The sequence below is a fragment of the Euzebyella marina genome (assembly GCF_003687485.1).
GTDB classification, from domain to species: Bacteria; Bacteroidota; Bacteroidia; order Flavobacteriales; family Flavobacteriaceae; genus Euzebyella; species Euzebyella marina.
Genome location: NZ_CP032050.1, coordinates 1,976,133 through 1,990,050 on the forward strand (window position 1 = coordinate 1,976,133; position 13,918 = coordinate 1,990,050).

11 protein-coding genes are annotated in these 13,918 nt (G+C 39.6%); 10 read left to right on the forward strand and 1 reads right to left on the reverse strand.

Annotation, left to right across the window (positions count from 1 at the left end; all coding sequences use genetic code 11):
- Nucleotides 1-2 precede the first annotated feature (2 nt).
- The 7 genes from D1013_RS08270 (at nt 3) to D1013_RS08300 (ending at nt 6,018) form a co-directional block, all read left to right on the forward strand.
- A complete protein-coding gene (locus D1013_RS08270; protein WP_121848381.1) occupies nt 3-722 on the forward strand; it encodes a LytR/AlgR family response regulator transcription factor in 720 nt (239 codons plus the stop codon).
- 111 nt (nt 723-833) lie between these two features.
- Nucleotides 834-1,214: a DUF4890 domain-containing protein gene (locus tag D1013_RS08275; RefSeq protein WP_162987848.1), complete on the forward strand. Its 381-nt coding sequence runs from the start codon at nt 834-836 to the stop codon at nt 1,212-1,214.
- A gap of 9 nt (nt 1,215-1,223) precedes the next feature.
- On the forward strand, nt 1,224-1,490 hold the full coding sequence (locus D1013_RS08280; RefSeq protein ID WP_121848383.1) for a hypothetical protein: 267 nt from the start codon (nt 1,224-1,226) through the stop codon (nt 1,488-1,490).
- 7 nt (nt 1,491-1,497) lie between these two features.
- Nucleotides 1,498-1,710 carry a hypothetical protein gene (locus D1013_RS08285; RefSeq protein WP_121848384.1) on the forward strand — a complete coding sequence of 71 codons (213 nt, stop codon included), beginning with the start codon at nt 1,498-1,500 and terminating at the stop codon, nt 1,708-1,710.
- A 701-nt stretch (nt 1,711-2,411) separates the two neighbouring features.
- Nucleotides 2,412-4,148: a glycoside hydrolase family 13 protein gene (locus tag D1013_RS08290; protein ID WP_240467934.1), complete on the forward strand. Its 1,737-nt coding sequence runs from the start codon at nt 2,412-2,414 to the stop codon at nt 4,146-4,148.
- Nucleotides 4,149-4,233: 85 nt separating this feature from the next.
- Nucleotides 4,234-5,163, forward strand: coding sequence for a helix-turn-helix domain-containing protein (locus tag D1013_RS08295; RefSeq protein ID WP_121850663.1), 930 nt, complete (start codon nt 4,234-4,236; stop codon nt 5,161-5,163).
- 87 nt (nt 5,164-5,250) lie between these two features.
- Nucleotides 5,251-6,018, forward strand: a complete 768-nt coding sequence (locus tag D1013_RS08300; RefSeq protein ID WP_121848385.1) for an SDR family NAD(P)-dependent oxidoreductase — start codon at nt 5,251-5,253, stop codon at nt 6,016-6,018.
- Between the two features lie 84 nt (nt 6,019-6,102).
- Here D1013_RS08300 and D1013_RS08305 read toward each other — a convergent pair whose 3' ends face one another.
- Nucleotides 6,103-6,516, reverse strand: coding sequence for a hypothetical protein (locus D1013_RS08305; RefSeq protein ID WP_121848386.1), 414 nt, complete (start codon nt 6,514-6,516; stop codon nt 6,103-6,105).
- Nucleotides 6,517-6,877: 361 nt separating this feature from the next.
- On the opposite strand from D1013_RS08305, the gene D1013_RS08310 reads away from it, so the two are divergent.
- The 3 genes from D1013_RS08310 to D1013_RS08320 are packed head-to-tail and all read left to right on the forward strand — an operon-like array spanning nt 6,878 to nt 13,664.
- Complete coding sequence (locus tag D1013_RS08310) at nt 6,878-10,201, forward strand: transglutaminase family protein (RefSeq protein ID WP_121848387.1); 3,324 nt, start codon at nt 6,878-6,880, stop codon at nt 10,199-10,201.
- Between the two features lie 9 nt (nt 10,202-10,210).
- A complete protein-coding gene (locus D1013_RS08315; protein ID WP_121848388.1) occupies nt 10,211-12,772 on the forward strand; it encodes a circularly permuted type 2 ATP-grasp protein in 2,562 nt (853 codons plus the stop codon).
- 1 nt (nt 12,773) lies between these two features.
- Nucleotides 12,774-13,664 carry a transglutaminase family protein gene (locus D1013_RS08320; RefSeq protein ID WP_121848389.1) on the forward strand — a complete coding sequence of 297 codons (891 nt, stop codon included), beginning with the start codon at nt 12,774-12,776 and terminating at the stop codon, nt 13,662-13,664.
- Nucleotides 13,665-13,918: the final 254 nt, after the last annotated feature.

The window sequence follows — 13,918 nt, forward strand, 5'->3', positions numbered from 1 at the left end:
GAATGATGAATTGTATTATTGTTGATGATGAACCCTTGGCCGCAGATTTGATAAGCGGTTATGTGCACCAAATAGAATATCTCAATCTGGTAGCGGTGTGCAGGAAACCTATGGAGGCTATTAATATTTTAGGAAACCAAAAGATCGATCTCGTATTTCTAGATATTGAAATGCCGCAATTGACCGGTATAGAATTGGTGAAAACGATTTCAAACATGCCTCTTTTCATTTTTATTACCGCCTATCCGCAGTATGCTTTGGATGGCTTTAACCTAAACGCAATTGATTATTTGGTCAAGCCTATTCCTTTACAACGTTTTATAGCATCGGTTACCAAAGCCAGGGAATTATGCTTGCTCAAAAATTCTGATGATAAAATATCTACAGCAGATGATTTGTCATTACCTTTTATTTTTGTGAGGTCAGAACATCAGAACATTAAAATAAATATTGATGAAATAACCCATATTCAGGGGTTGAAAGACTATATCAAAATTTATACCTGTACATCCGGAAAGGCAATTTTTACATTATCAAATTTCAAAGATATTCTTGAAAAACTTCCTCGTTCAAGATTTTTGCGGGTACATAGATCTTACGTTGAAAATATGGCCTTTCTTTCTGTTTTGAGAAAAAACAGCCTTATTATACACGGCGACTTGCTCATCCCCATTGGTGAAACATTTAAGGATGAGGTTCATAAGCGCTTGGGTTTAGCATAGTTCGTCCCTTCTGAATTAGGGTTTGCAGACGCCTTTTTATACTACGTAGAGTTTTTTTTAGAGCCTGTATTTCGCACTCTACATTTGCCTTGTAACATAAAAAACATGTATATGCAAACAAGACAAAGCTTGTTGATCGTTGTGGCTCTATTTATAGGTATTATCGCTGTGGGGCAGTCAAAAATAGATAGAATAAAGGCCATTCCGCCCGAAGAAATGGCTCAGAAAATTACAGCACTTCAAAAAGATAAACTCGATTTGAATGAGACACAGGAGGCCGAGATAATGGCTATTAACCTAAAGGCGGCACAGGATAGAAGGAGTATTCTCGAAAATTCTAGTCTGATAAAAATGCGAAAAGAAATGAAGGTGGTACAAGAGTATACCGATAACAAGATTACTTCAGTGCTGAACCCAAACCAGATTGAACTTTATGCAACGAATAAGGAAAACATTCGGCAGGAAGTTAGAGAATATTTTGAAATTCAATAGGGAGGTCCAATGATCGATATAGTAACAAATACCGACAAATCTGTAGCCACGTTAGAAAAAGAAATTATGGTATTGGTTTTCAAAACTAACGCTAGACGAATTCATGAAATGTGGCTAAGGAAAATATTGTCAGGCTATTCAAAAATACTGCGCATCGATTTTGACTTTGAAGATTGTGATAACATTCTTAGGGTCGAGAGTCTAGAAGATATGCGTGAAGAAATAACCTTATCTGTAAGAGCCACTGGATTGTATTGTAAAGAACTCGAAGATTAAAAAGATTATGGAAATTTTTAAGTTTGAATTATATACCAATTCCATTTATCAAATGTTCTGGGTGATGTACGACATTAGTAGGGTTTGTCTTAAAAGCAAGCTAGATTTTAACTCAACCCAGAACTTTACCCTTATGATAATTTATGATTCAGATTTGAGTTATGAGCAAATAGAAACGATTTTATTAGATAATGATGTGAACTATAATCTAGTTGATTGAGATTCTTTCTGTTCTAAATAGCTAAGCGATAAATTTTTTCGAAAGAATTAGTTTTGAGACGGCTTCAGAAACAGTATTTAAGTTTTAAGATGAGTTTCTTTCTCCTATTAGAAAAATTAATTTAGAGGGCAAAATCTACAGCGGCCTATATTAGTTTGCAAGGTATTGAAGCTAACCGTATTGAAAGTGCCATTGGGTATGGTGAGAAACAATTGTTGAACCGTTGTGCAAATGGAGTTAAATGCACCAAAGACGAGCACGATATTTATCGAAGGTCAGAATTTATTATTGTTCGACTATAAGATTGAAATGTTTTTATGTGAGAGATTTCAGTAACTAAGAAGCTTAGTTGATAAAATTCGAATCCTATTTTTTAAAGCAAAAAGGATTATTCTTGGCTGAATTCTGTCGCTAAGATTGTTTTACAAGCCCATACCTTCTAACATGCTCTTTGCTAATCAGTCTGAGAATTTATCTGCTGATGAGAAGTTTTCTCAATCCTTAAGTAATTCTAAATACAACACAAAACCAAAGCCCTAGCTTTTAAGCTTTCTTACTTTAACATAAATAATTCTCTAGCGCAGTATTTAACAAGTAACTTGTTATTTGACGATTAAATCATTTGGGATAAGAATAGTGTAAAAGTTCTCATTTTCAATTGCGGTATAACATAACTTTATCCATAGAAAAACTACCCAATAGTGAACATATTAGGTTCATTGCGGCATATATTCCATCGCTACACCAAAAAGGGTGAGAATAGCTATGTCATGTCTTCCGGAAACAAAAATTCTCGTTGGTGGAAGGAAGGTATTCTCTACCAGATTTACCCTCAAAGTTTTAAAGATTCAAATGGCGATGGTTTTGGTGACCTTAATGGGGTTATCGATAAGCTAGATTATTTAGAAAGTCTTGGTATTACCATCGTTTGGATGAACCCCTTTTATGAATCCCCACTAATCGATAATGGTTACGATGTCAGTGATTATCGGGCGATTCTGCCTCGTTTTGGAAAAATGCAAGATTTTGAAAAAATGATAAAAGGAATGCACAAAAGGGGAATCAAATTTGTGATGGATTTGGTCGTGAACCACAGTAGTGAAGAGCACCCTTGGTTTAAAGAGGCCAAGAAATCTAGAGAAAGTCCTTTTTACGATTATTACCACTGGTGGCCGGCCGAAAACGGACAACCCCCGTACAGGCATAGTTTGTTTGACCCCAATGGGGCTTGGGAATATGTAGATACCGTAAATGCCTATTACCTACATACATTTACCAAACATCAGCCCGATTTAAATTGGGAAAACCCGAAACTTCGAAAAGAGATTTTTGATATTATGAAGTTTTGGGCCAATAAGGGTGTAGATGGTTACCGTTTAGATGCCTTTCAATTCGTGAGCAAAGACATTACCTGGCCTAATTTTCCGGAAGGGCACGAAAAAGAATACGTTAAATGGTACGGTATGCGTCCGCAGTTGCACGGTTATCTCAACGAAATGTATAATGAGGTGCTCAGTAAATATGATGTTTTTGCGGTAGCCGAAGGAACCGGAAATAGTTTTGAAGACGCCCATAATCTGGTAGACGAAAGCCGCAATGAACTGCAAATGGCCTATCATTTTGAAACCATCAATCTCTCATCAACACTTGCTCGATATTCGCTTTTCGACTTTAAGCAGGCTTTTACAAAGTGGGATCAATCTTTTACCGAAGAAGGCTGGTTGGCCATATTTCTGGCCAATCACGACAATGCCCGGCTCGTAGATCGGTTCGGTAACCCATCTGAAAGATTTAGAACGGTTTCTACACAACTTTTAAATACTTTTCTGATGAGTATGCGCGGTACGCCCTATCTCTATTATGGTGATGAGTTAGGCATGACCAATATTGATATGCCCCATATTAGCGATTATGACGATATTGAGGCACACGGTCGGTACCAAGCGGCATTAAAGGCCAATGCGGATATGAATGAGTTTATGAATACGCTCAACTACAATTCTCGAGAAAACGGCCGCACCCCGATGCAATGGGATTCATCGGATCATGCCGGATTCACCTTTGGAACTCCCTGGAAAAAAGTGAATCCGAACTATTTGAACATTAACGTAGCTCTTCAAAAGAAAGACCCAAAGTCGGTTCTTAACCATTTTAGGAAAATGACAAGGGTAAGAAAAACAAACCTGGTGCTTGTATACGGAAAGTACGACCTGTTGCTGCCGAATCACGAACAAGTCTACGCTTTTACCCGGCAAATGAATGATACAAAAATGTTGATTTTACTCAATTTCTCTGAAGGTGAAGTGTTGATAGAACTGGATGAACTGACCGGTTTATCTTCGAAAAATTGTGTAATTAATAATTACGATGATATCAACATTGTCTCTGGGTCAACAACCCTTCAACCATACCAAGCCACTATTTTAAAAATGTTATAAGTGCTTTTAATTTCTAAGGCAGACCAATCTTGGGTAGATGTTTGGCTTAAATGCCGTTACTTTGCATTGTTTGAATATTGCAAGAATGGATACTATAAGCATACGAGAGTTTTATAAAGAGATTTGCGGTGATACGGTCTGTCAGTTAAACGAGTTTTTAGACAGTGAGCAATCAAGTGATATAGGTCATTTTAATATTTTCAATATTGAAAAGTTCTATAACTGTAGCAGTAAAAAGCCAGAAATGACCTATAACCGAAGACGTTATTATAAAATTAGTCTGATAAAAGGTAAAAATCTGGTAGAATATGCAGATAGGTCGGTTCTGATTGAAAAGCAGGGTATACTCTTCGCCACACCAAAAATACCTTACCGATACCTTCCCCAAGACACGAATCAAGCAGGCTATTTTTGTGTTTTCACCAAGGAGTTCGTTTCCAAATCGATGACAGGCCTTATTCTAGATGACCTTCCTATCTATCAACCGAACAGCGATTTTGTCTTTCAACTGAATGATGAGCAATTCTCTGAGATTGAAAGTATATTTTTAAAGATGGATGCCGAACTTTCATCTGATTATACCTATAAATACGATTTACTGCGCAACTATGTTTTTGAGCTCATCCATCAGGGGCAAAAACTAAAGCCGATGGAAAATACGGTAAACGAGCATAATGCGGCAAGCCGAATAGTATCGTTGTTCATCGAACTTTTAGAAAGACAATTTCCCATAGAAGATGACGTGCAAAGGATACAATTAAGAACACCCAATGATTTTGCCGAGCAGTTGGGTATTCATATTAACCACTTAAATAAAGTTTTAAAACAATCTACAGGTAGAAGTACTTCTCAAATTATCAACAGTAGGTTAGTGGAGGAAGCAAAGGTGCTATTGAGGCAAACCCAGTGGAACGTTTCTGAAATAGCATTTGCCCTAGGTTTTGATGAATTGGCACATTTTTCGAACTTCTTCAAGAAGCATACCCAATTGTCTCCGTTAAAATTTCGTAATTGATTGAATTTTGTAAATAACGGATTGTTTTTTGCAATCTAGGTGGGTGAAATTAGGCAGAACTTTGTCGTTCATTTAAACTCACACACAATGAAAAGTAATTTAAACAAAGTAGCCTTGGTCACTGGCGGTAGTCGTGGCTTGGGAAAGGCAATGGCATTGGAACTTGCGGAGAAGAATTTTGATATCATCCTTACATACCATAGCAATGAGTCAATGGCGAACGAAGTCGTTGAAGAAATACAAACGAAAGGAAGAAAGGCCGTGGCCCTTCAACTTGATGTGGCAAAAGCCAACACCTACGATCAGTTTGTTGCTGAGGTCAAGAATAGTCTCTCAAGTGTTTTTGAGATCAATAGTATTCACTCTTTAGTCAATAATGCCGGAACTGGTATTCATGCATCTTATGAAAGCACTACCGAAGCACAATTTGATGAAATGGTCAATATTCATTTAAAGGCGGCCTTTTTTCTTACCCAGAAACTACTGCCAATAATTTCAGATTGTGGTAGTGTAGTAAATATTTCTTCAGGGTTGGCTCGATTCAGTTTCAATAATTATTCGGCGTATGCCATCATGAAAGCGGGTATTGAAAGCTTAAGTCGCTATCAGGCGCAGGAATTGGGCAGTAGAAAAATTCGAGTGAATACGGTTGCTCCTGGAGCTATCGAAACCGATTTTGGTGGAGGTGCTGTACGTGACAATCAAGAAATGAACGATATGATTGCCGGTAATACCGCTCTCGGGCGAGTAGGATTACCTGATGACATTGGCGGTGTAGTTGCCTTTCTTTGCGGCGAAGATTCCAAATGGGTCAACGCCCAACGAATTGAGGTTGCAGGCGGTTTTTACATCTAGAACAAGACCCTATTCGAACAATGTATAGAGCCGCTAACAGCGGCTCTATTTCATTTGATTTTGAAAAACTTGATGTATATTTTTCTATTCACAGTTTACCTGTGTTAGAGTTCTATTTAACCCCAATTCTTCTTTTCCACCTGTTACTATTGCTTTATCATCCTCAAGTTCGATTGTTAGTTCTGTTGTCGACTCCGTTCCCTCTTGTGAAAAAGTATAGGTGACCTTAATCATATCTCCAGTAAGTTTTCCGGTCAAATCTCCCTTTCTTTGGTCTTTTTCAGCGGGCAACCAATTGTAAGATCCGTTCACCTTTCCGTCCATAATTGTAAGGTTTAATTCTTCTACATCTTTGAGTCCTGACGAATCGTTATAGGCATATTCATTTCGAAAACATAGCATATCTTCGCCTGAGTTTTCTTTTTTTGATTCTTTGCATCCTAAAATAATAAGGCAAGAAACTATGATCAGTTTATTAAATTCTTTTATATGGATCATTGCTAGATAGGTTTGTGCCGATTAAAGTGTTATATGAATTTACGTAAAAGGGATATTTTTAGATGAAGGGTAGAGTAAATTAGTGAAGAGTTCTTGCCACTTAAATCCATTTTACGGTTCAAGTTCCAGCACTTTTTAGTTGTTTCAGCGATTTCGCGAAAATCGGATTTACTGTAAGCGGTGAAAGAATTTTAATCAGGTTTTTAATTAAATAAGCTGAATTATTGTAATTAATTATCAAAAGCCTAAAATACCACCGTTTAAATTTCTTACACCTAAAAGTTTTAATATATCTATCGATTCCGATAGGGATTAGTTGTTTAAGTGCTTATCTTACATACATTGAAAATCAAACAACTGTATGGCTCTTAAGGTTGCTATTAAGCACAAAACCGTTTATAAGTATGACCGTTTGGTCAATTTATCACCTCACATATTTAGATTACGCCCGGCTCCGCATAGTAGAACGCCTATCGAAGCATATTCTATAAAAATCAAACCTGAAAACCATTTTTTTAACTGGCAGCAAGATCCATTTGGCAACTATTTGGCACGGCTTGTTTTTCCAGAAAAAACCGATATTCTTTCGATTGATGTTGAAATCATTGCTGACCTAAAAACAATCAATCCTTTTGATTTTTTTGTAGAAGATTCGGTTGAAGATTTTCCATTTACCTACAATGATGCATTAAAGAAAGAGTTGCGACCGTATCTTGAGGTAACCGAAAACGGACCCTTATTGCAAGGATGGGTAGCGAAAATAGATTTGACACCGCGGCGCACGATTGATTTTCTAACCGCTCTCAACCAGAACCTATATAATTACTTGAATTACACCATTCGTTTAGAGGCGGGCGTGCAGACCTGTGAACAAACCTTAGAAAAAAGATTGGGTTCTTGTAGAGATTTTGCATGGTTGCTGGTGCAGACCCTCAGACATTTAGGGTTGGCGGCAAGATTTGTGTCGGGTTATTTGGTGCAATTAAAGGCCGACGAAAAATCATTGGACGGCCCTTCGGGTCCCGAAGAAGATTTTACCGACCTTCATGCTTGGGCCGAAGTGTATTTGCCAGGCGCGGGTTGGATCGGTCTTGATGCGACGTCTGGGCTTTTGGCCGGCGAGGGCCACATACCTTTGGCATGCACGCCCTCGTTTGAGAGCGCGGCCCCGGTATATGGGCTTACAGACCCTTGCGAAACACAGTTTGAATTTGAAAATAAGGTCACCCGTATTTTTGAATCTCCGCGAGTGACCAAGCCTTATACCGAAGATCAGTGGAACGAGATTTATAATCTTGGTTTCAAAGTAGAGGAAGAACTTGAGAATAACGACGTAAGACTAACCATGGGTGGGGAGCCTACCTTTGTTTCCATTGACGATATGGAATCGGACCAGTGGAATACCGCTGCCGATGGGGAACACAAAAGGCAACTTGCCAGCGATTTGGCCAATAGGTTGCTGAGTAGTTTTGGTCAAGGGGGGATGCTGCACCATGCTCAAGGGAAGTGGTACCCCGGGGAAGCGCTACCCAGATGGACTATTGGAATTCATTGGCGTAAAGACGGTGGTATTATTTGGAAAGAATCCAAATGGTTAGCTTCCTTTTCAAAATCGTATGAACTGCCCTCCAACATAACTTATGATTTTTTAGATACCTTGACCCAAAAATTGGTATGCCCGAACGACTCCATCATGCCTGCTTATGAGGATGCCTTCTACTTTTTGTGGGAGGAGCGTAAACTACCCGTCGATGTTAACGGTAAGGAGTATGGTAAAGATGATTCGGCCCTAAGGCGTAAGCTAGGGGAGGTGCTGGAGCAAGGTACAAGTGAAATAGTCGGTCACGTATTGCCTTTGTCAAAAAGTGGTGGACGATGGTTATCCAACAATTGGCAATTTAGAGGCAATGAGTTGGTTCTGGCCCCCGGAAACTCTCCGATTGGGTTGCGCTTGCCTATAGAGTCATTACCACAAAACCCCGAAGTAGCTTCAGAACCGACGGCAGAACCAGAGCTTTTTGAGCCTAAAAATAACTTGCCTTCCTATGGTGAGGATTTAAAAATAAGGGCCAATAAAAACCTTGATGATTATCCTAAAAAGCATCCTTATGTTAGAACGGCACTTTGCGCTGAGGTTCGAGAGAATAGATTGCATTTGTTTTTACCACCTCTCAATACCGCCGAGGCCTTCTTAGACTTGATTTCATCAATCGAAGCCGTGGCCAGCGAATTGCAAGTTCCTGTAATTATCGAAGGGTATGAACCCCCAAAAGACAACAGGTTAGAGGTTTTAAAAATAACGCCCGACCCTGGTGTAATTGAGGTAAATGTACATCCTTCGAAAAACTGGCAAGAACTAACCGACAATACATTCAAACTTTATGAAGAGGCAAAAAAGTCTCGGTTGGGTACCGAAAAATTTATGCTTGATGGTAAGCATACAGGTACCGGTGGGGGCAATCATGTCACCTTAGGGGGCACTACGCCCGCCGATAGTCCCTTACTGCGCAATCCACAATTATTAAGAAGTCTTGTTACTTTTTGGCAGCACCACCCAGGATTATCCTACCTGTTTTCCGGTGCTTTTATTGGGCCTACCAGTCAAGCGCCTCGGGTAGATGAAGGGCGATTAGAAAATTTATACGAATTGGAGATTGCCTTTGCTCAAATTCCAGAGGATAAAGAAGTGCCTTTTTGGCTTACAGATCGTTTGTTCAGGCATTTGCTTACCGATATTACAGGTAATACCCATCGGGCAGAATTTTGCATCGATAAGCTGTATTCACCTGACTCATCCTCGGGTCGACTCGGTATTTTAGAGCTTCGGGCTTTCGATATGCCACCACATGCGCAAATGAGCCTAATGCAAATGTTGTTAGTGCGAACTTTGGTTTCATGGTTCTGGAAAAAGCCCTATAAGCATGATTTGGTTCGATGGGGTACTGAGTTACATGACAAATTTTTGTTGGAGCATTATGTGAAAGAAGATATTGCCGATATTGTTTCGCAACTGAATGAAGCAGGCTACCCATTTAAACTGGATTGGTTCGATCCGTTCTTTGAATTTAGGTTTCCATTATATGGCATGGTAGAGATTAATTCGATGCAAATAGAGGTGCGAATGGCCATTGAACCTTGGAACGTACTTGGCGAGGAAATGTCCGGTAGGGGTACCGCCAGATATGTCGATTCTTCTTTGGAAAGGGTTCAGGTAAAAGTGAAAAATTTTGTTGAAGAACGTTATAACATTACTTGTAATGGGGTTAAAATCGAATTAAGCCCAACTGGTACCAAGGGCGAGTACGTTGCCGGTGTTAGGTACAAGGCATGGCAACCTTGGTCGGCCCTGCACCCGACCATCGGTGTAGATGTACCTTTGGTATTCGACATAGTGGATATGTGGAATAAAAAATCAATTGGGGGATGCACCTATTTTGTATCGCACCCCGGTGGCCGTTCCTACGATACGTATCCAGTCAACAGTTTAGAAGCAGAATCTCGCCGGATTAACCGATTTTGGGAATTTAACCATACCCAAGATGAGGTACTTTCTATGGAACCGAAATTAGGTACAAATTTTGTCGGCCGATCGGTTGAGCGAAAGAATGCTTCAAGTACATTTGTATATAAGGAGGTACCGATCAATCCAGAATACCCACACGTTCTTGATTTGCGCAAGAAGTAATTATAGAAGATGCCGTTAACAACTACCAGCTGGTTAAGTAGCTACAGTACTGAGTACAGTAATGATGAAATGTTCGATGCTAACAATGGGTTAAGGCCTTATTGGCGTAATCTGCTGGCAGAGTTTGAAAAATTTGGTGTTGAAGGGTTGAGGTCTAGACAAAAGGATGTTGATTGGCTACTAGCAGAAAATGGTGTAACCTATAATGTATACAACGATCCAAAGGGCATGCATCGCCCTTGGAACTTGAATGTGATACCTTTTTTGGTTCGTCAAAATGAATGGGCTGGCGTTGAGAAGGGAATCAAGCAACGCGCCCTACTACTCGATTTGGTGTTGAAAGACGTTTACGGAGAACGTCGATTGATCAAAGAGGGAATCATACCGCATGAAGTAATCTATGGCCATAGGGGGTTTTTAAGGCAGTGTGACGGAATTCAATACCCCAATAACACCTTTCTTTCGATTTATGCCGCCGATTTGGCCCGTGGCACCGATGGTAGGCTCTGGGTGGTCAATGACCGTACCGAGGCTCCTTCGGGTATGGGTTATGCCCTTGAAAATCGTTCTACCACGAGTCGAATACTTCCCGATATCTATGGGGCAATGAATGTTAAAAGACTGTCCGGGTTTTTTAATGACCTGAATCAGATGTTATTGGATGCATCCCCAGTAAAAAAGGAAAATCCGCATATCGTTATCCTGACACCCGGTTCACATAACGAAACCTATTTTGAACATGCTTACCTATCCTCCTTTCTAGGATATCCCTTGGTTCAAGGTAATGACTTAGTTGTTCGTGATGGTTTTCTTTGGATGAAATCATTGCAAGGGCTGAAAAAAATTGATGTGGTTTGGCGTAGGGTCGATGACCTTTTTGCGGATCCGTTAGAACTCCGTGAAGACTCGCATTTGGGAGTCGCAGGCCTTTTAGACGTAGTTCGTAGAAAAAATGTGTCCATAGTAAATCCAGTTGGCAGTGCCGTAATGGAAAATCCGGGTCTCATTCCCTTTATGCCATCGGTTGCCAAGTATTTTTTGGATGAAGAGCTTATTTTGCCTCAAATTGCTTCGTGGTGGTGTGGCCAAGAAAAAGAGAAAAACTATGTACTCAACAATCTTTCGCAATTGGTTATCAAAAGAATAGACAGAACCAATCGTGAGAGCATACATTTTGCAGAGTTTCTGTCGGCGGTTGAGTTAGAAAAACTTAAACTGGAAATTAATAGAACCCCATATAGATACGTAGCCCAAGAAAAAATAAACTTCTCAACGGCACCCAATTTAGTAAATGGAGATATTGAAGCTCGAAATCTGGTGACCCGTTCTTTTTGTATTGCTGCCAGAGAAGGTTATAAAGTGATGCCCGGGGGGTTGGTTCGAGTAGCTCCGGACCGTGAAACGGTTAGGGTTTCAAACCAAAGAGGCGGTACCAGTAAAGATTTTTGGGTGGTTCAAGAAGAGCCGATTTATGAAGACTATTCCAGAAATTGGCATAAGCAAAGTCCTGTTTCCATTTCAGGATTGAACGATCTCCCCAGCCTAACCGCTGAAAATCTATTTTGGGCCGGCCGATATGTAGGTCGTACCTTGGTCATGGCCCGTTTTATAAGAATGGTTATCAGGCAGTTGGCCTTGGTTCAGAAGAGTGATGAAAACCCCCAATCGGAAAAACTTGAGGTTCTATTGAAAGCGGTAACTAGCCTAACGGGAACCTATCCTGGTTTTGTTGAGGAAACGGAAGAAGGTGAATCGGCTATGGATAATCCGATGAAAGAAATGCTTTCCATTTTGCTTGATGCAAATCGGCCCGGAAGTATGGCCCATACCATTAATATGTTCAGTTACTCATACTATTCGATACGCAACCTATGGTCAAGTGATATGTGGAGGGTTTTTGAAAACATTCAACATATATGGAAAGCCTTTGAATCGAGTGGAGAGAGTTCTATCAACAAAATTTTGAAAGTACTCAATCAACTAATAACGAGGTTGATTGCTTTTATGGGTTTGATCGAAGAAAGTATTTTGGTCAAACAAGGTCTGCTATTATACTTTATCGGTTTGCAATTGGAACAAAGTATTTTGACCATAGCCAAATGCCGGTCATTACTGGCCATTAAATACGATGAGCAGATTGAATACGATTTGCTTGAATACCTTTTGACCAGTCACGAAAGTTTGAATATTTATAGATATAGCTATCGATCTTATATAAAACTGGAGCATGTTCTTGATTTGGTCGTTTTAGATTTAGAATATCCCCGGTCATTGACATTCATGATCAATAGAATTCAAAAGGATATTGCCAGATTACCGCATTCCCGAAATGACAATAACTTGGCAAATTATCAAAAGTATGTTTTAGATGCTTTTTCAAAATTGCGATTGGCCAGTTCATCCGAACTATCAAAAACAGAAACGGATGATGAATATGTAAGGGAAGAATTAGACGCCCTTTTTGCCGAGTTGACCGACTTGCTCTACAAAACATCTCAATCCATTACAAGCACCTATTTCAGTCATACCGACAAACAGAATCAATTGGTGGTTCAAACTTTTCCTTTTTGATATGCTCTTTAACGTTACCCATACCACAGAGTACAACTATAACGCCCCTGTTAGTTATTGCCATAATTTGGCGACGTTACGACCTAGGCAAGCAATGGGGCAGCAACTGTTAGATTATAAGATTGAAATAACGCCCAAACCTTCTGAAATTTCGGAAAGAGTCGATTTTTTTGGCAATTATATCACTCGTTTCTCCATTCAAACAGAACACACTGCCCTGAAAGTAACCACCCGAAGTAAATTAGCTCGAAATTTTTCCACGATTTATGACAATCTTTTTTCAGATGAGTGCAAGAGGGTTACACTAGCTGAAGCACTTCAAAGTTTGAAAAGTAATGATTTGTCAATTTTAGATGCCAAACAATTTACGTTGGAATCTATTTTTATTCGAAGAGCGAATAAAACAATTCGTGAATATGCCAAGGCATCTTTTCGGCCCGACAGATCTGTTTTTGATGCCACTTATGAATTGATGCAACGTATTTATACCGATTTTAAGTTCGTTTCAGGTTTTACCAGTATTTCTACCCCCGTTGCCGAGGTCATGCGCGAAAAAAAAGGCGTCTGCCAAGATTTTGCCCAAATCGGAATATCTTGTTTACGCTCGGTCGGTTTGCCCGCAAAATATGTGAGTGGGTACATAGAAACGATACCGCCAAAGGGTAAAGAGAAATTGGTCGGTACAGATGCTTCGCATGCTTGGTTCTCGGTTTTTATTCCTGGGTACGGCTGGGTAGATTTTGACCCTACCAATAACATGATTCCAAAAAACCAACATATTGTAGTTGGTTGGGGGCGAGATTATTACGATGTTCCACCGTTAAAAGGGGTCGTTTATGGCAGCGGCAAGAGTAAATTAAAGGTTTCTGTTGATATTGCACCTGCTTCCTAAATTTTATCATGAATTAATTTAACCTGCATTTAAGTTGCTGTAAAGCAATTAATTGATAAAAAAGGTCTACTTTTAACATAGCATTGTTTAACAGGAAAAGCCAACTAGACCGAACTGATTTTCCCCGAGAATAATTAAGTGATTGCATCTAAGTCTTTTAGAAAGTAAGTATGCGAATCATTTTTATGGGTATGGGCGAAATCGTCACCTATATCAATTTTATTCGATTGTTCCAGGGTGGTACTATTTTCTTT